Here is a 17,554-nt window from a genome sequence, read left to right on the forward strand (position 1 = left end):
CTGTGCGGGCACGGCTAAAGCGCGCGAATACTACCCGAATAGACTTATGGTTGCAAATTAGTCTAGTATGCGTGCATGCAAAAACAAGAACTAAAAACCTCAAAATCATTTCGTGAGCGCCTGACCGAATTTGGTCCAGGAGCGCTCGTTGCCGCTGCCTTTATTGGCCCGGGTACAGTAGTTACGGCGTCATTAGCAGGCGCTAATTATGGCTACGCACTGCTGTGGGCGTTGGTGTTTTCAGTCGCTGCCACTTTGGTGCTACAGGAAATGGCTGCCCGGCTTGGGGTAATAACCCAGCAAGGCCTGGGCGAGAACATTCGCACTGTGATTGAAAATCCGTTCGGTAAATTCACCATCATAGCCCTGGTGGTTGGGGCCGTGGTGGTGGGGAATAGCGTGTATCAGGGCGGTAATTTGTCAGGTGCCAGCATGGGTGCCGAAGGCTTGCTTGGTACCCTACCCTGGTTAAGTAGCTGGCTGGACAACCCCTGGGCTGTGATTATTGGCTTAATTGCCGGAGTGCTGCTGTGGACTGGCAATGCGCGGCTGATCGAGAAGGTACTTATCGGGCTGGTTATTTTCATGAGCCTGGCCTTTATTTGCACCTTTTTAATTACCCAGCCTGACTTTGGTGCGTTTTTTAGTGGCTTATTGATCCCGTCTATTCCAACTGGGGCCACCTTAACTGTGGTTGCGCTTATTGGTACGACAGTGGTTCCTTATAATCTGTTTTTGCATGCGGCCAGTGCCGCCGATAAATGGCACCACCCAGAAGATTTAAAAGCGGTACGCACTGACTTATTTATCTCTATACCTTTAGGTGGCCTGATTTCTATTGCCATAGTGTCTACGGCCGCTTCGGCATTTTTTGGCCAGCAAGTAGGTATTGAAGGCGCTGCGGATTTAGCGCAGTCGTTAACGCCTTTGTTTGGTAACAGCGCTACCTGGCTCATGGCTGGTGGACTATTTGCGGCAGGGATTTCGTCGGCGATGACGGCACCGCTGGCATCAGCCTATGCCTTGTGTGGTGTGCTTGGTTTTAGCCGCCGATTAGATAGCTGGCCGTTCCGCTTAACTTGGTTGGCCATTCTGATTATTGGTGTGGTGATTTCTTCACTGGGCTTAAAACCGGTAAATATTATCTGGTTTGCGCAGGTGGCGAATGGAATTTTGCTGCCAGTAATTACCGTGTTTCTGCTGATGGTATGCAACCATCAACGTATGCAGGGGCATAAAAATAGCCGCCGGCAGAATCTGCTCGGCGGCCTGGTATTGCTGGTGTCATTGTTACTTAGTGCGCGTAGTTTAGGTGCCGCATTCGGCTTATACAGTTAAATACTAACGCGCTTGTAGTCGCGGTATTCTGGTTCCCAGAAATTACCATTAATGCGAGCATTCAGTTCGTCGTCCTCAATGGGCAAGGCTAAGTCCTGTTGCTGTGCCACTTTAGCCACCGCAAACGCAATCTTTTTGCTAAGCTCGTCCACTGCGGTAAGCGGTGGCAGCAAGGAATCTTCCGGGTCGGCTAAGCGCGGCGAACTATTCGCCAACACTTCACTGGCTGCCATCAGCATTTCATCGGTAATAATGCGCGCTTTTGCAGCCAGCACACCTAAACCTATGCCCGGGAATATATAGCTGTTGTTGCACTGCGCAACCGCATGCCATTTCCCTTTATAGTGAATTGGCGAATAAGGGCTACCGGTTGCCATAATCACGTCACCGTCAGTCCATTCCACCAGATCTTTTGGCACAGCTTCAATCTGACGTGACGGGTTGCTCAGTGGGAAAATAATGGGTGTTTTGCAGCCCTGATGCATAGCTCTTACTACTTGCTCAGTGAACAACCCAGGCTGGCCCGATACGCCAATGAGAATGCCCGGTTCGGCACAGTGCATCACGTCCAGCAAAGAGGCATAGTTGCCACTGTATTGCCATTCCTTCAGTCGTTGCGGAGTTTGCACCAGAGCCTGCTGAAAGTCGCGTAAGCCGGTCATGCCTTCGGTTAGCAAACCAAAGCGGTCCACCATAAACACTTGCGAACGCGCTTGCTCATCTGACAATCCTTCGGCGCGCATTTGAGTAATCACTTGCTCGGCAATACCGCAACCGGCAGAACCAGCGCCAACAAACACTACTTTCTGGTCACACAGGCGAGTGCCTTTGGCTTTACAGGCGGCAAGTAAGGTACCTACGGTAACCGCAGCCGTACCCTGAATATCGTCGTTAAAACAGCAGAACTTGTCGCGGTAGCGCTGCAATAGCGGTGTTGCATTTGGCTGTGCAAAATCTTCAAACTGAATCATAGCTTCCGGCCAACGGCGCTTCACGGCGTGCATAAACTTATCCAGGAAGTCGTCATATTCTTCCTGACCAATACGCTTATGACGGGCACCCATGTACATAGGGTCATTCAGCAGCTTTTCGTTGTTGGTACCAACGTCCAGCATTATTGGCAGCGTGTAAGCCGGGCTGATACCCCCACAAGCGGTGTACAGCGACAGTTTACCGATGGGAATACCCATGCCGCCAATACCCTGATCGCCAAGGCCCAGCACGCGCTCACCATCGGTTACAACTATCACTTTCACTTTGCGTTTGGTGGCGTTACGCAGAATATCGTCCAACTGGTCGCGCTCTTTGTAGGAGATAAACAAGCCACGGGAACTGCGATAAATATCTGAGAATTGCTCACAGGCATCACCCACGGTCGGGGTGTAAATAATCGGCATCATCTCTTCCAGATGATCGGTAATGAGTCGGTAAAACAGCGTTTCGTTGTTGTCCTGAATGGCGCGCAAATAAATGTGTTTATTCAAGTCGGTATCAAAGCTGGAATACTGCCGATAAGCGCGGCTTACTTGCTCTTCAATAGATTCGTATCGAGGCGGCAACAACCCGGTAAGGTTGAAAGCAGCGCGTTCTTCTTTACTAAAGGCGCTGCCTTTATTGAGTAACGGCGTTTCCAACAATGACGGCCCTGCGTAGGGAATATATAAAGGTTTACTGCTCATAGTTTTATCCGACTCGCTTAATAAGTGAAATTGCTTGTGTTGTGCTTAGGGTGTGTATGGCTAACTCACGCGCTGATAACCGTCGAGCTGCCCCTGTGGACTTAACACCCACTGCCACAACTGAATGTCGCGCGCCCGGAAAGCTCCGGCGCAAGAATATAAGTAGTAACGCCACATTCGATAGAATGTTTCATCGTAGTTCTGTTTTAATTCGGGCCAGGCGGCTTCAAAGTTCGCTGCCCAGGCCATCAGTGTTTTGTCGTAATCAGCCCCAAAGTTATGTAAGTCTTCGGCAACGAAAACACCATCTATTGCATCGCCAATTTGGCCAATTGAAGGTAAATCTCCGTTTGGAAAAATATACTTATCAATCCACGGGTCTGTTGTTGAGTTACGTTTATTTTTACCAATGGTATGTAGCAGCATCAAGCCCTCTGGCTTTAAGCAACGCGCTGCCACTTGCATAAAGGTGCGATGGTTCTTGCGACCTACATGTTCAAACATTCCAATACTGACCACCCGGTCAAAGCTATGTTTTTCGGCCTCAGTAGTACCCAGTTCACGATAATCCTGCAGCTTGAAGGTAAGCGGATAGTCGCTATGATGTTCTTCGGCCCAGGCCACCTGTTCACGTGAAACCGTAACGCCGACACATTCGACACCGTAGTGCTCAGCTGCGTAGCGCATAAAGCTACCCCAGCCGCAGCCAATATCTAATACGCGCATGCCTTTCTCAAGCTTAAGTTTGCGACAAATCAGATCCAGTTTGGCGGTTTGAGCATCTTCCAGATTGTCGGTGTCGCGCCAATAACCGCAGGTATAAGTGAGGCGGCTATCGAGCATGGCTTTATATAGATCGTTGCCTTTATCGTAGTGCTGTTCACCCACTTCAAAGGCACGTGAATTGGACTGCAGGTTCAGTAGTTTTACCTTCAGCGCCTGCCAGATGAGCGACTTGGGATTTACTTTTTCGTTAATTTGCCCACGCAATATGTGATAGAAAAATTGGTCGAGCTCAGCAACATCCCAGGCTCCATTCATATAGGCTTCACCCAGCGCCAGATTGCCTCGGGCCAGAGCGGCATCGACAATGCCTGTTTGATGCAATTGAATATCCTGCGGTGCCGTTCCATTAACGGTAATACCAGCTTCTTTCAGCAGGCGAGTAAATTGTTCATCCAGATTATGATTCTTTGATAATTTCGCAGCCATATCACTCTCTTTTGTTCTCGTTGTGTGACACAAGCAAAAGGAACCTGCTAAAACTTAGCAGATTTCGTAAGAAGAATGCTAAGTCGCGCGGTTAGGGCGGCGTAATAGTATGTGGACGTTGGTTGACACTTTGCATGGGTGAGGATTATAGCAAATGCCCATGCAGAGCGTCACCTTACTTATTTGAAGCAGCTTTAGGCGGCGGCTTCCTGTTGCGCTAAATATTCGTCATAAGTACCGCTGAAGTCTCGAATATCGTTAGCCGTAATCTCAATGATACGGTTTGCCAGCGTTGATACGAATTCGCGGTCGTGGCTCACAAATATCAGTGTGCCTTCGAACAGTTCTAACGCCATATTGAGTGATTCAATGGACTCCATATCCAAATGGTTGGTAGGTTCGTCCATAACCAGAATATTTGGTCGTTGCAGAATCAGCTTACCAAATACCATGCGGCCTTTTTCGCCACCGGAAAGTACATTTACTTTCTTACCAATGTCATTGGCGGAGAACAATAAGCGACCCAGCACACCACGCACGGCTTGCTCGTCATCGCTTGGCTGCTTCCATTGATCCATCCAGTCGAACACCGTCATGTTTTGTTTAAACATATGCGCATGGTCTTGTGGGCAATAACCGATATTGCAGTTTTCAGACCACTTCACCAAACCGGAATCCGGCGTGTACTCGTTCAGCAAACATTTCAGCAGGGTGGTTTTACCAATACCGTTGGCACCCAAAATAGCTACTTTTTCGCCTACTTCAATTTGCGCACTCAAGCCAGTTAATACCTGTTCGTCATCAAAGCTTTTCTTCAGGTCTTTAAACTCAAGCGCCTGCCGGAACAGCTTTTTGGTTTGATCGAACCTGATAAAAGGATTGACGCGACTGGATGCTTTCACTTCGCTGAGCTGAATTTTTTCAATTTGCTTCGCACGTGACGTTGCCTGTTTGGCTTTAGATGCATTCGCAGAGAAACGGCTTACGAAGCTTTGTAGCTCAGATATTTTTTCTTTCTTCTTAGCGTTATCACTCAACAGCTGTTCGCGAGCCTGAGTTGCCGCAAACATATATTGGTCGTAGTTACCCGGATACAGGCGCAGTTCGCCGTAATCAATATCTGCCATATGCGTACAGACACTGTTTAAGAAGTGGCGATCGTGCGAAATAATAATCATGGTGCAGTTGCGATCACGCAGCACAGTTTCCAGCCAGCGAATGGTGTTAATGTCCAGGTTGTTGGTTGGTTCGTCCAGCAACATAATGTCTGGATCTGAGAACAACACCTGCGCCAATAGCACTCGCAGTTTTAAGCCCGGCGCTATGGCAGCCATTGGCTCAAAATGATTTTCCAGAGGAATACCTACGCCCAGTAGAATTTCACCGGCGCGGGATTCGGCGGTGTAACCGTCCATTTCCGCGAACTCGGTTTCTAAATCGGCAACACGCATGCCGTCCGCATCGCTCATTTCAGCGCTGCCATAAATACGGTCGCGTTCTACTTTTACCTTCCACAGCTCTTCATGACCCATGATGACAGTGTCGACTACGGAGAACTCTTCGTAGGCGAATTGATCCTGGCGCAATTTACCAACACGCATGTTCGGCGCAACGGACACGTTGCCAGAAGACGGTTCCAGATCGCCTGAAAGGATTTTCATAAAGGTGGACTTGCCACAACCATTGGCGCCAATCAGGCCGTAACGGTTGCCTTCACCAAACTTTACCGAGATATTTTCAAATAACGGCTTGGCACCAAATTGCATGGTGATATTTGCGGTAGAAATCACGAATCGCGTACTCAGCTATAGACTAAAAATTGAGCGCGGTAATGTACGCTTTTTAGGTCGAAATTACAAAGATTCTTTCAGGAAATAAGGGATTCTTACGAATTGTTAACAAGCTGTCTGGGCGCCCTTACCCAGTGTTGCCTAAGATCATTTCAAATTCTATGCCGACCATCCAGCGCGTGGTGCGTTGCTGGAGCTCGGTTTCCTTCGGCCAGTGGGTGCCAATCCAGGTTTCCATAAACAGCCATTCGCGTAAGAACCGCTGCCGGTGAATACCGCGAATACCGTAGTCCTGAATCGGGGCCTCGTGATGGGTTTCACCGTAAATCCAGACTTCGCTGGCCAGGGCGCGATTGGTGTCATATAAATAATAAATACGCGAGTTGGCGTTCCAGCGAATGCCGTCAGTACGCTCGGCAAAGGTCGCTCGGGCATAGGTTTTAGCAACCCAGCGCTGGTGCAATGCAACTTCATGATGAATATCTTGTGCCACGCCGAAGCCGTCGCTGTCACGCCAGAAACCAACCGACTGAACCGCTATTTCAGCATTGTCGGCAACCATAGTTTCGAAGCGGTAGCGGGCGCGAACATAAGTGTCGAGCTTGAGGCCACCACGAATGCCGGCTCCAAAAGACAAGTCGTGCTGATTGTCTAAGTAAGGGTCAAAACCTAAGCCAACCAGCCATTCGTCGTCGCCCTGAGTGCGGCGCATGACGGAAGGGCGACGTTGGGCGTCACCGGCAACAAAGTCATCAAAGTCACCGCGGCCGATAACCGCGGAAAACTGCTCTTTTGCGTGCGGGATTTTTAGTTTAGCGCGGAAGCTGGAGTCAATACTGAACCCGTCGTGTTCGTCCCATTGCGGGGCAACAATTAATCGGCCGGTGCTGCCTTCGTATTTGTCTGAGTCGAGCGGCTCGCCAAAGAAACCATCTACCCAACTGGCGGTGCTATCAAGTACCGTTTGAACGCCATCGCGAAAACCGTCAACCCAAATGCGGTCGGCTTCAGTTGGCGGGTGAGTTGGGTACCGCTCGGCTTGTGACTGTTCCTGTGACTGCTCTTCAGACTGCTCAGTGGCTTCTTCAGGGGGCGCGGACTGAGCACTTAGTTGCGCGCTGAACAGCACCGCAAGCAGCGGTACCGTAGTAAACCAAAGTCGTTGTCGCATCCAATCGCGTTTAGTCACAGTTATCTCCATAAAACCTAAACTCAACATACAAGTAAACTGGTCGAGTGGCTAGCCTAATGAAGCGCTTTTGTAACTGGGATCATGCAAAATTCAAATTTTATAGCTTGCCAGTACTTGGTAGCAGCTAACCCTGCCTTATTGTTAAATATTTGGTAAAGAATTTTATTTAATCGAATAAAGCGACGAAATGATTCGGTATTTTCCGTTGGACGAATTTGCGGCGTTGGGTAAAAATAGCGGCCTTCAAATATGCTGCCCAGAATATGTGCTTTCCTGACATGCGATTGGTCACAAGAGGGAAGTGAATGAAAATCGAATATGAAGCGGCGCGACTATCTATTTTACGTAAGCTTGATTTGCTGGACAGCGCGCCTAGTGAAAGTTTCGACCGTATTACCCGCATCGCCAGCCAAGTGTTTAACTTACCTATTGCTGCGGTATCCCTGACTGACCAGGATCGGCAGTGGTTTAGATCGCGTGTTGGCGTAGATTACTTGGAAATCCCACGTGACAAATCGTGCTGTAGTGAGGTGGTTGACCAGTCGCGTGTTTTGGTGGTTAACGACTTACTGGAATCAGAGCACTATCGCGATAGCATGTTGGCGGAATCAGGTATCCGGTTTTATGCTGGCGCCCCATTAATGACTCGCGATGGTTTTTCGCTGGGCGCTATGTGCGTGTTCGGCACCGAACCACGACAGTTCAACCAACAAGAGCTGGATACACTGCGTGATTTGGCGGCCATGGTCATGGCGCAAGTTGAATTGCAGCATGCTGTGGGTCGAGTAGATTCAGGTACCGGTTTACCGAATTACCTGCAGTTTGTTGAAGACTTGGAGGACTTAGCCCGTGATCATCCGGAACGAATTTATTATGCCTTAAGCACTGAGTTGGTTGATTTGAGTCAGGCTAGTTTATTGCAACGGGTCATGGGGCCATCATATCTGGAAAATTTGTCGCGAGCAGGTAGTGCTAAATTACAACAAATATTGGGCGAAAAAGCGCGGGTTTATCACATTGGGCCTGGTCAGTTTGCCCATCTTGAGACCGGAACTGAAGCACAGGTGCTGGTTAGAGCGCAACGTGTGCAAGAAGCTCTGGTTCATATTAAAGTGGGAGGCATCGCGCCATTTATGCTGCGCCCGGTATTAGGTGTGGTGCCGTTCGAACCAGGTACAACCAATGCTAGCGCAGTACTGCGAACGGCTCACAGTGCGTCGCGTGATGCCCGCGAAGCCGAATTGAAAGTTGGCTTGTATAGTAAACAGTCCGATGCTAGCCACCAGCGTAGTTTTGGCCTCATTGCTGACTTTGGTGAGTCCTTAAACGCAAGTAATCAACTGCAGCTATTTTATCAGCCGCAAATTGATTTACGCACCGGGCAATGCGTAGGAGCAGAAGCTTTAATCCGGTGGCAGCATAGTACTTTGGGAAATATCTCGCCGGCCGAATTCATACCTTTGGTAGAAAATACCCCCTTAGGTCGCGATTTAACCGACTGGGTAATGAAAGCTGCCATAGCGCAAACTGCTCTGTGGCATCAAGCGGGCCTGCCAATAACAGTGTCGGTGAATATAACCGCCGCGAATCTGGACGAGGAAGACTTTACCGATCGTTTACTAGGCTATTTACAGGTAGCTAACCTGCCACTTAGTGCCATTGGCCTGGAGTTAACCGAAAGTGGCTTGTTAAGTAATGGGCGCGCGGCGCGTATGCAACTGGAGGCACTGGCTGCCAGCGGTATGCAGATATCCATTGATGATTTTGGTACTGGCTATAGTAGCCTCGCCTACTTGCAGGATGTTCCGGCGCAGGTCGTTAAAATTGACCGGTCATTTATTGACGGTGTTGAGTTGAACCGACGCAGCCAAACTTTGGTTCGTTCAATGATTTCAATGGCGCACGAACTTGGCTACCGAGTGGTGGCCGAGGGTGTTGAAACTGAAGCTAGCCTGGCCTTTTTAAAGGAACTCGGTTGCGAGCAGGTGCAAGGCTATTTATTGGCAAAACCTATGCCGGTAGAAGACTTTGAAGCCTGGAGCGCTGTACGACAGTAAGCGAACCTTAAGAGGCAAAAAAACGGGGCCTAGCCCCGTTTTTTGTTGTTTGGAACGGAAACTAACTAGCCAGGAATTTTTCCGCAGCAATACGATAATTAGTCACCTGCTTATGAATAAATTGGGAATAATCAATGCCGGTTGTTGCGGCATAGATTTGTGCATAACTGACCGGCTGATTGGCATCTAAGCCTGAACTAATAGTTAAGCGCTCGCCGTACTGCTCCTTTAATGCCGCATAGCTAGCGGCTACCGTGTCACTTTCAGTAACGGCGTTGGTGCGTACATCGGCTGAGAACCAGCGGAACTTGTCGTCGGGCATAAGCGTACCTACCACCTCGTCATCAACCCGAATAACAGCTTCAACAGTTTGCTGGCCCTTTGCCTGCAAATCATGCTGGTACTTTTCAATGGTGCCTGATTCGTAGTGCTGCTTGAGCGCGTTGGCAAAGCTATACACCTCGGTAATTTCACTTCCGTCCGGGCGTTTAACAGGAGTAGTTAAGGTTACTTTTTCTGGTTTACCACGCACGGTTCTAAAGTCGAGGTCTAGCGGCGTGGTTTCGTTTGAGTGCAGCGTGTGTAGATCACCGTAGAAGGTTTCCGGCATAGGCCGTTGCTCACCCGGTTTCGGTGGATTACTGTAAAGCTGTGGTGAGAACTGAAGTCTGGTATTCACTGAACTTAATTCCATAGTTCCATCTCCGTAGATTCCTAGTCTGTTGGGAAATGCGCACAAGCGCAGCGTAAACGGATTACGCAGAACGATAGCCTGCAAGGCCCGCACCATAAATATGATGCGGGGCCATTACAGTTAATTAATAAGTTAGCGGTACAGAAAAGAGGTCGACGCGTTAGCGCAGCGTCACGAATTCCTCACCAGAGGTAGGATGCAGTGCCACAGTGGCATCAAAGTCGGCCTTGGTTGCGCCCATTTTCATAGCCACGGCGAAGCCTTGTAGGATTTCGTCCATACCTTCGCCAATACCGTGAATACCAACCACTTTTTCACTCGGGCCATGGCACACCAACTTGAAAGTGCTAAGTGCACGATGCGGAGTGATGGCGTTATACATGGCCGCAAAGTTGGATTTGTATACTGTGATGTCTTCTTCACCATGCACTGCCACTGCCTGAGCTTCAGTTAAGCCCATGGTGCCAATTGGTGGGTGGCTGAATACTATGGTAGGTATCAGGCTGTAATCCATGTGTGCGTCGGGCATATCTTTATTGAACAAACGCTCCGACAGCAACCGACCAGCCTTAATAGCAACTGGGGTAAGCGCTGCTTCGCCGGTAATATCACCTACTGCATAAATACCTTTCACATTGGTGTTCTGGTATTTATCAACACAAACATAGCCTACTTCGTCCAGCTTCACGCCAGCGGCTTCGATATTAATCTTGTCGGTGGCAGGTTCGCGGCCAATGGCCCAAATCAGGCAATCTACATCGGTAATGTTCTCGCCTTCTTTGGTTTTCAGTACTAGCTTACCGTTGTCTTGCTTTTCCACACTTTCAATGTTGCATTCGGTGCGCAACTTCATGCCGTCCTGTTCCATGCGCTGTAACAGGGCATCGGTAATGTCTACGTCAAAGTTACGCAACGGGCGATCTTTACGCACTAACAAGTGGGCGTCAGAGCCAAGCGCGTGCAATACACCGGCAATTTCCACGGCAATATAACCAGCACCCACTACCACAGCTTTTTCTGGGCGCTCTGTTAAGGCGAAGAATCCGTCAGAATCAATACCGTGTTCAGCACCTGGCAAATCCGGAATCATGGGGCGGCCACCTACGGCGATGGTAATGTGATCTGCGGTGATTTTCTCACCGTTCACTTCCACGGTGTTTTTATCTACGAAAGTGGCAAAGCCTTCAATGAACTCCACGCCATTGCTTTCAAAACCTCGTTGATAGCCGCCGTGAATGCGGTCAATGTAAGCTTCCCGGTTTTTCACTAGGGTGGCCCAGTCAAAACCGTTCTGGTCAATCTTGAAACCATAAGCTTCGCTGTATTTCAGTGCTTCGGCAATATGAGCGCCGTACCACATGACTTTTTTCGGAACACAACCCACGTTTACACAGGTTCCGCCTACTGCTTTGGCTTCAATCACAGCAGCTTTAGCACCGCGAATAGCGGCTCGGTTGGCGGAAGCGATACCGCCGCTGCCCGCGCCAATGGCAAGGTAGTCGTAATGTCGGGTCATGTGGTTGTACTCCTGTTTTGTTTCTCGGCTGCATGTGTTTGGTTGTGCTAAAGTGCAGCAAAACCTAGCAGCTAATAATTTAGCCTAGTATGGTCGCCGAAAAGCGCTCTGGGTGCAACGTGAACAACCGCTTATATAGGTTCGAAAATACCGATGGACTTAATCTATACAATCAGTCGCAGTAAGCGCCGCACCCTCGCAATTAAGATTAGTGAGGGTGAAGTACGAGTGCTGGCGCCAAATAGATTCAGTGATCGCAAAATAGCTCAGGTGTTGGCTACCAGGGAAAGCTGGATTCGAAAGCACCTGCAGCGCCAGCAAGCACTTATTTCGGTAACCCCTGAACGCTCGTGGCAACATGGCGAAACTATTCCCTGGCTGGGGCAACCACTGCAGTTACAAGTGAGTAACGGCGGTACCAGTGGTATCGAACGCGTGGCAGATAAACTGCATATCACCTTGGGTAGCCGGGTAAAGCATGCGCAGCGGCAAATTCGCTCACTGGTTATTCAATGGTATCAGCAGCAAGCACAGGCATGGCTGAACCAGTATTTACCGCAAGCTTTTACGCAACCGCGGCAAAGCCGTATTGCCAGCTATAAAGCCAAGTGGGGAGCCTGCACGCGCAGTGGTGAGGTTAGTTTAAGCTGGAAGTTGTGGTTGGCGCCGGAGTGGGTAGTTACTTACGTGGTACAGCATGAGTTAGTGCATTTAACGCACTTTGATCACAGTAAGGCATTTTGGCAACGAGTTGCTGAGGTGAATCCGGATTACCGAAAAGCTGAGAGCTGGCTCCGGCAACACGGACATACCGTATTGTCGGAGCGCTATCTGAATTGGCAGTAATTAGTTCTGGTTTACCGGCAAATGTTCGTGCACAAAGTCGGTCATCATTTGGCGTAAGTGCACCGGCGTTCCCTCACCTTCAGAAATGCCATGAGTACGATTCGGATAGGCAAAGAAATCAAACTGTTTACCATGCTTAATCAGTTCGTTCACCAGGCGCTCGGAGCCCTGAAAGTGAACGTTGTCATCGCCGGTACCATGCACCAGTAACAAGTCACCCTGTAGGTTTTCGGCATGCGTAATCGCCGAGGTTTCTTCGTAGCTGGCGGCTGCATCCGGCAACAAGCCCGAATAGCGTTCCTGATAAATGGTGTCGTACAAGGTTAAATCCGGTACTGGTGCCAGCGCCATGCCCATGCTATATGCCTGCGGATAACGGAACATGGCATTCAGGGTTTGTGAACCACCGCCGCTGTGTCCCCAAATACCAACCCGGTTTTCATCAATAAAGTCCCAACGATTGAGTATTTCCTGCAGCGCGTCGTATTGGTCGCGAACTGTGACTACACCTAGCTGCTTATAAATAGAACGGCGCCACTCAAAGCCACGCGGTGTTTTAGTACCGCGGTTATCAATGGACGCCACTATATAGCCGCGTTGGGTCAACATGGTGTGCCACAGGAACGGATTACCGCGCCAGGCATCGGCTACAGTTTGGCCCCAGGGCTCACCATATACATAAAACAGAATCGGGTAGCTCTTGTTCGGGTCAAAATCTACCGGCTTCATCAGCAAGCCATCTAATTTGAGGCCGTCGCGGGCTTCTACCTGAAAGAAACTGACTTCGCCGCGAGGCAGATCATCAAGAGCTTCCTGCTGCTTTTCGTGGGCCAGAATGGTGCGCACCGGATCATGATTTGGCAGCGTGATCATGGTTGTTACAGGCAAAGTTTCCAGAGCCGAGTAGGTATGCACTGCAAACTTGGCATCGGCCGACAGGCTGTAGCTATGTGTACCAGGTTGATCCGGTGTTAAGCGTTCAAGCTTGCCGCTACCGTCCAGGCTGGCACGGAATAAATAGCGTTGCAGCGGCGAATCTGGTGAGGCGATAAAATACACCCAGCCGCTGTCCTGATTAATATTCAGAACTTCAATCACGTCCCAGTTGCCGCGAGTGATGGCGCTCATGCGGCCACTATCGCGCTCAACCCGGTACAGGTGCCGCCAACCGCTGCGTTCACTCAGCCAAGTGAAGGACTTGCCGTGGTCCAAAAACTTCACGTCGTCTACGTATTCAGCCCAGGACTCGGTAGTTTCGCGCAGAATCTCACGCGCTTCACCGGAGTTTGTGTTGGCCAAAAACACCCGGTTAATATGCTGGCGGCGGGTTAGTTGCTGAATTAACAATTGGTCGTTGTTACCAGCCCAATCCATGCGTACCAGATAATGCTGGCGCGCATCACCGGGAATGGTCATCCAGCGGGTGTTGCCACCTTGCGCTGAAATCACCCCAATCCGCATGCTGGCATTGGTTTCACCTACTTTCGGGTAGGGGAACTGCTTCAACGTGGGGTACAGCTCGTCGGTGTTGTTAATCATGGTAAACAGCGGCGTGCCTTCGGTATCTAATTGCCAGTAGGCAATAGAGCGGCCATTCGGACTCCAACGGAAACCATCACGCAACGAAAATTCTTCTTCGTTCACCCAGTCAAAAGTACCGTTCACTATGGTGTCGTTGCCGCTGCTGGTAAGCGCAGTAATGTTGCCTGAACTCAACTGTTCAACGTAAATATTGTTTTCGCGAACATAGGCCACGCGGTTGCCTTGTGGGTCGAACTTGGCAAATTGCAGCGTTGACGGAGTCGCGTTACCACCGAGTTGTTGCAGGCGCTTACTGGTTAAATCCAGTACCCAATAATCACCTAAGGTGTGGGTACGCCACGACCGTTTGGTGTTAGTGAATATGAGTAACTTGCTGCCATCGGCAGACCATTCATAATCGGCAACCTTTAGCGGGGCACTAGCATTGGCCGGCGTTAACTCAGCAGCCGAAGCGACTACGGTACGCTCTTGCGTTTGCGGATGGTATTTCACCAGGTTCTGACCACCACTGCTACTGTCTTCCAGAGTGGTATAGCCGCTGCCGTCCGCGAGCCATCGAGTAGGTGCAACACTCTCGGCCTGATAAGTTGAGCTATCATAAATGGCCTCAACAGTGAGCGCAGAAGTAATTGGTGCCGTATCAGTTGGTGTGCTTGGTTGTTTGTCGCTAATAGCCGAACAGCCGGATAAAAACAGGGTAACCGCAGCAACAGCGGTGATACGTGAAGTGTTTGATGTGAGCGTGAGGCGCATTTTAATTCCTTACAGCGTCAATGAAAGTCGTTTCTATGTCAGCGATTCTAGCACGTTGATTGTTAAAGTAACCTTTGCCACCTTGAATTTGCGGCATTTTTACCCCATTCATAAGACATCACTAGCGAACGAGGTTTTTCATGAGCAGTAACCCATTATTACAGCCACTTAACGGCGAAACGATAAATCCGCAACAGTTACCTACTTTCAGCGCGATTAAGCCGGAACATATTAAAGCTGCTATTGAGCAACGTATTGCCGACTGCAAAGCCACTTTTGAAAAAGCTGTGGCAACCGGTGAGCGCGATGGCTTTCGCTGGGACAACTTTGTGGCGCCCTTAGACGACGTCAGCGATTTACTGGATCGCAGCTGGTCGCCGGTATCGCACATGAACGCCGTAGTGAGTTCGCCAGAGCTGCGTGCGGCGCACGACGACTGCCTGCCGATGTTGGCTGAGTTTGGTACTTACGCCGGTCAGCACGAAGGGCTGTATAAAGGCTTTAAAGCGGTGAAAGAAAGCCCTGAGTTTGCGCAGTTAAGCGAAGCCCAGCAACGGGTTATTACGGACGCTTTACGTGATTTCGAATTGTCGGGTGTGGCCTTGCCGGAAGCCCAGAAAAAACGCTACGCAGAAATTCAGTCGCGGCTGGCTGAGCTTGGTTCAACCTTTAGTAATAACTTATTAGACGCCACCGATGCCTGGTCGTACTTAGTGACCGATGAACAGCAGCTTAGTGGCTTGCCGGCCAGCGCTATTGAAGGAGCGGCGGAACTAGCCGCAGAGCACGACCAGCAGGGCTGGCGCTTTACCCTGGATATTCCGAGTTATCTGCCGGTGATGACCTACGCCGACAACCGCGATTTGCGCCAGCAAATGTATCAGGCCTTTGTAACCCGGGCTTCCGACGTTGGCCCGCATGCCGGGCGTTTCGATAACTCTGAAATAATGCAGGAGACTTTAGCACTGCGTCATGAACTGGCTGAGTTACTTGGTTTTGCCAACTTTGCCGAGCTGTCGCTGGCTACCAAAATGGCGGAATCACCGCAGCAAGTTACTGACTTTTTGCAGGATTTGGCCGACAAGTCGTTACCGCAGGCGCGCGCCGATTATCAGCAGGTGCTGGACTTTGCCCGGAGCGAGTTTGGTGTACACGAATTAGAAGCCTGGGATGTGGCTTACTACAGCGAGAAATTAAAACAGCAGCAGTACGCGATTTCCGACGAAGAACTGCGCCCGTACTTTCCGGAACACAAAGTAGTTAGTGGTTTATTTGAAGTGGTGCAGCGGTTGTTTGGTATCAGCATAACCGAGCGTAAGGGTATTGATGTTTGGCACCCTCAAGCACGTTACTTCGAAATTCGTGATCAGCAGGATGAATTGCGCGCTGGGTTCTTTTTAGATTTGTATGCTCGTAGCGGTAAACGCGGTGGTGCCTGGATGGCCGAATGCGCGGTACGCCGGCGCTTAAGCGGAAATCAGGTGCAACTGCCGGTGGCCTACCTCACCTGTAATTTGAATAAGCCGGTTGGTGGTAAACCCGCACTATTTACCCACGATGAAGTGGTTACTTTATTCCATGAGTTTGGTCATGGACTGCACCACATGCTGACGCAAATAGATGTGGCTGGTGTGTCAGGTATTAATGGTGTGGCCTGGGACGCGGTCGAGCTACCTAGCCAGTTTTTAGAGAATTGGTGCTGGGAGCCGGAAGCGCTGGCCATTATTAGTGGCCATTACGAAAGTGGCGAACCCTTGCCGCAGGATCTGCTGGACAAAATGCTGGCGGCGCGTAACTTCCAGTCAGCCATGCACATGGTACGTCAGCTGGAGTTCAGCTTATTTGATATGCGTATTCATGCGGAGTTTGATGCCACTAAAGGCGATCAAATTGCGGCTATTTTGCAGCAGGTGCGCGAGCAGGTTGCAGTGCGCATGCCACCTGAGTACAACCGCTTCCCGCAAAGCTTTGGGCATATTTTTGCCGGTGGTTATGCCGCGGGTTATTACAGTTACAAGTGGGCCGAAGTGCTATCGGCAGACGCCTTTTCGAAATTCGAGGAAGAAGGTATTTTCAATACCGCCACGGGTACGGCATTTTTGCAGGCTATATTGGAGCGTGGTGGTAGTCGCGATGCGATGGAGTTATTCCGGGAGTTTCGTGGTCGTGAACCCCAGGCGGATGCTTTGCTACGTCACTCGGGTATAGGAACAGCCGCTTAAGTTTAGGGTGAGTCTGGTAACACCAGGCTCACCAAACCCATGAGTCCGACTACAAAAATAATCGCTAGTACAATACCAATCAGAATGTAGTGGATAGGTTTGCCGGCGGAAAAATCACGCTGCCGGTTACGTTCGGTTTGAACCCCAAAAAATGCTGCAATAACACTCAGAACAACGGCCATAAAGCTCGGCTTTTCGTGCTTATCGGAACTCATCGACGCTCACTTATAACGTGGTTTTAAAATTGCTGTCGGTTTTTTCGGCTTGATTGTTCTGCTTAAGGTTATCGCTGAACAATAGCTCGAACAAATCCATAAAGTGGAATTGAGTTGAGCGACTTTGACCAGTTAACCAGCTGTGCCAGGTGATGTGGTCTGTTGGGGCTTCGCACAACGGAGGTGCGTTTTGGGTTTCGGCATGTTGAACCACAGGATTACACTGCTGCGTATCGTTTGCAGCTTGTGTTTGCCAGCCAGGGGACAGCATAAATGTCAGCAGGGCGCTGGCAGTTATAACTATTATGAGTGACATGCGAATGGTCAAATTAGCCTCACGAACGTAGAAAACGTCTTTTCTTGTGCGTTGTAAGCGTACAATTTATCAACAATGAAAGGTTTTCGCCAGTAAAACAAACATTTTTCCTTACTCTTGGCGCATTCGTTGGGCAGTAGTGCCGTCACTCTGGCTTGTCAGGCTTTGTTGCTGCTAAACTA

At 49.9% G+C, this 17,554-nt stretch carries 13 protein-coding genes; 4 read left to right on the forward strand and 9 right to left on the reverse strand.

Features of this window, described 5'->3' with window-relative positions; translation table 11 throughout:
- Positions 1-75 precede the first annotated feature (75 nt).
- Positions 76-1,338 (forward strand): Nramp family divalent metal transporter, encoded by a 1,263-nt coding sequence (locus CCE91_RS09860; RefSeq protein WP_086435114.1) that lies wholly within the window; start codon positions 76-78, stop codon positions 1,336-1,338.
- Here CCE91_RS09860 and CCE91_RS09865 read toward each other — a convergent pair.
- From CCE91_RS09865 to CCE91_RS09880, 4 genes are all read right to left on the reverse strand, one after another.
- Positions 1,335-3,017, reverse strand: a complete 1,683-nt coding sequence (locus CCE91_RS09865; protein ID WP_086435115.1) for an NAD-dependent malic enzyme — start codon at positions 3,015-3,017, stop codon at positions 1,335-1,337. The two genes, CCE91_RS09860 and CCE91_RS09865, sit on opposite strands and share 4 nt — an antisense overlap.
- 60 nt (positions 3,018-3,077) lie before the next feature.
- Positions 3,078-4,229: a cyclopropane fatty acyl phospholipid synthase gene (cfa, locus tag CCE91_RS09870; RefSeq protein ID WP_086435116.1), complete on the reverse strand. Its 1,152-nt coding sequence runs from the start codon at positions 4,227-4,229 to the stop codon at positions 3,078-3,080.
- Positions 4,230-4,423: 194 nt separating this feature from the next.
- Positions 4,424-6,019, reverse strand: a complete 1,596-nt coding sequence (locus CCE91_RS09875; RefSeq protein ID WP_086435117.1) for an ABC-F family ATPase — start codon at positions 6,017-6,019, stop codon at positions 4,424-4,426.
- Positions 6,020-6,146: 127 nt separating this feature from the next.
- The gene (locus tag CCE91_RS09880) at positions 6,147-7,208 is read right to left on the reverse strand and encodes a hypothetical protein (protein WP_086435118.1); all 1,062 of its coding nucleotides are present in this window, start codon (positions 7,206-7,208) and stop codon (positions 6,147-6,149) included.
- A gap of 308 nt (positions 7,209-7,516) precedes the next feature.
- Here CCE91_RS09880 and CCE91_RS09885 point away from each other — a divergent pair, with 308 nt between their 5' ends.
- A complete protein-coding gene (locus CCE91_RS09885) occupies positions 7,517-9,268 on the forward strand; it encodes a sensor domain-containing phosphodiesterase (protein WP_086435119.1) in 1,752 nt (583 codons plus the stop codon).
- 61 nt (positions 9,269-9,329) lie between these two features.
- Here CCE91_RS09885 and CCE91_RS09890 read toward each other — a convergent pair whose 3' ends face one another.
- Entirely contained in the window at positions 9,330-9,962 is a 633-nt protein-coding gene (locus CCE91_RS09890) for a hypothetical protein (RefSeq protein ID WP_086435120.1), read from the reverse strand.
- A 160-nt stretch (positions 9,963-10,122) separates the two neighbouring features.
- Positions 10,123-11,478, reverse strand: coding sequence for a glutathione-disulfide reductase (gene gorA, locus CCE91_RS09895; RefSeq protein WP_086435121.1), 1,356 nt, complete (start codon positions 11,476-11,478; stop codon positions 10,123-10,125).
- A 153-nt stretch (positions 11,479-11,631) separates the two neighbouring features.
- Here gorA and CCE91_RS09900 point away from each other — a divergent pair, with 153 nt between their 5' ends.
- Positions 11,632-12,324, forward strand: a complete 693-nt coding sequence (locus tag CCE91_RS09900) for a M48 family metallopeptidase (protein WP_086435122.1) — start codon at positions 11,632-11,634, stop codon at positions 12,322-12,324.
- Here the strand turns inward: CCE91_RS09900 and CCE91_RS09905 are convergent, their stop codons facing one another.
- Complete coding sequence (locus CCE91_RS09905; RefSeq protein WP_086435123.1) at positions 12,325-14,619, reverse strand: S9 family peptidase; 2,295 nt, start codon at positions 14,617-14,619, stop codon at positions 12,325-12,327.
- A 140-nt stretch (positions 14,620-14,759) separates the two neighbouring features.
- Here CCE91_RS09905 and prlC point away from each other — a divergent pair, with 140 nt between their 5' ends.
- Entirely contained in the window at positions 14,760-16,841 is a 2,082-nt protein-coding gene (gene prlC, locus CCE91_RS09910; RefSeq protein WP_086435124.1) for an oligopeptidase A, read from the forward strand.
- Positions 16,842-16,843: 2 nt separating this feature from the next.
- On the opposite strand, the gene CCE91_RS09915 is transcribed toward prlC, so the two are convergent.
- Together CCE91_RS09915 and CCE91_RS09920 are read right to left on the reverse strand one after the other, a co-directional pair.
- On the reverse strand, positions 16,844-17,056 hold the full coding sequence (locus CCE91_RS09915; RefSeq protein ID WP_086435125.1) for a DUF2970 domain-containing protein: 213 nt from the start codon (positions 17,054-17,056) through the stop codon (positions 16,844-16,846).
- Between the two features lie 10 nt (positions 17,057-17,066).
- Positions 17,067-17,372 (reverse strand): hypothetical protein, encoded by a 306-nt coding sequence (locus CCE91_RS09920; protein ID WP_126797209.1) that lies wholly within the window; start codon positions 17,370-17,372, stop codon positions 17,067-17,069.
- Between the last annotated feature and the right edge of the window lie 182 nt (positions 17,373-17,554).

The organism is Pseudidiomarina planktonica, from assembly GCF_900177775.1.
Taxonomy (GTDB): Bacteria; Pseudomonadota; Gammaproteobacteria; order Enterobacterales; family Alteromonadaceae; genus Pseudidiomarina; species Pseudidiomarina planktonica.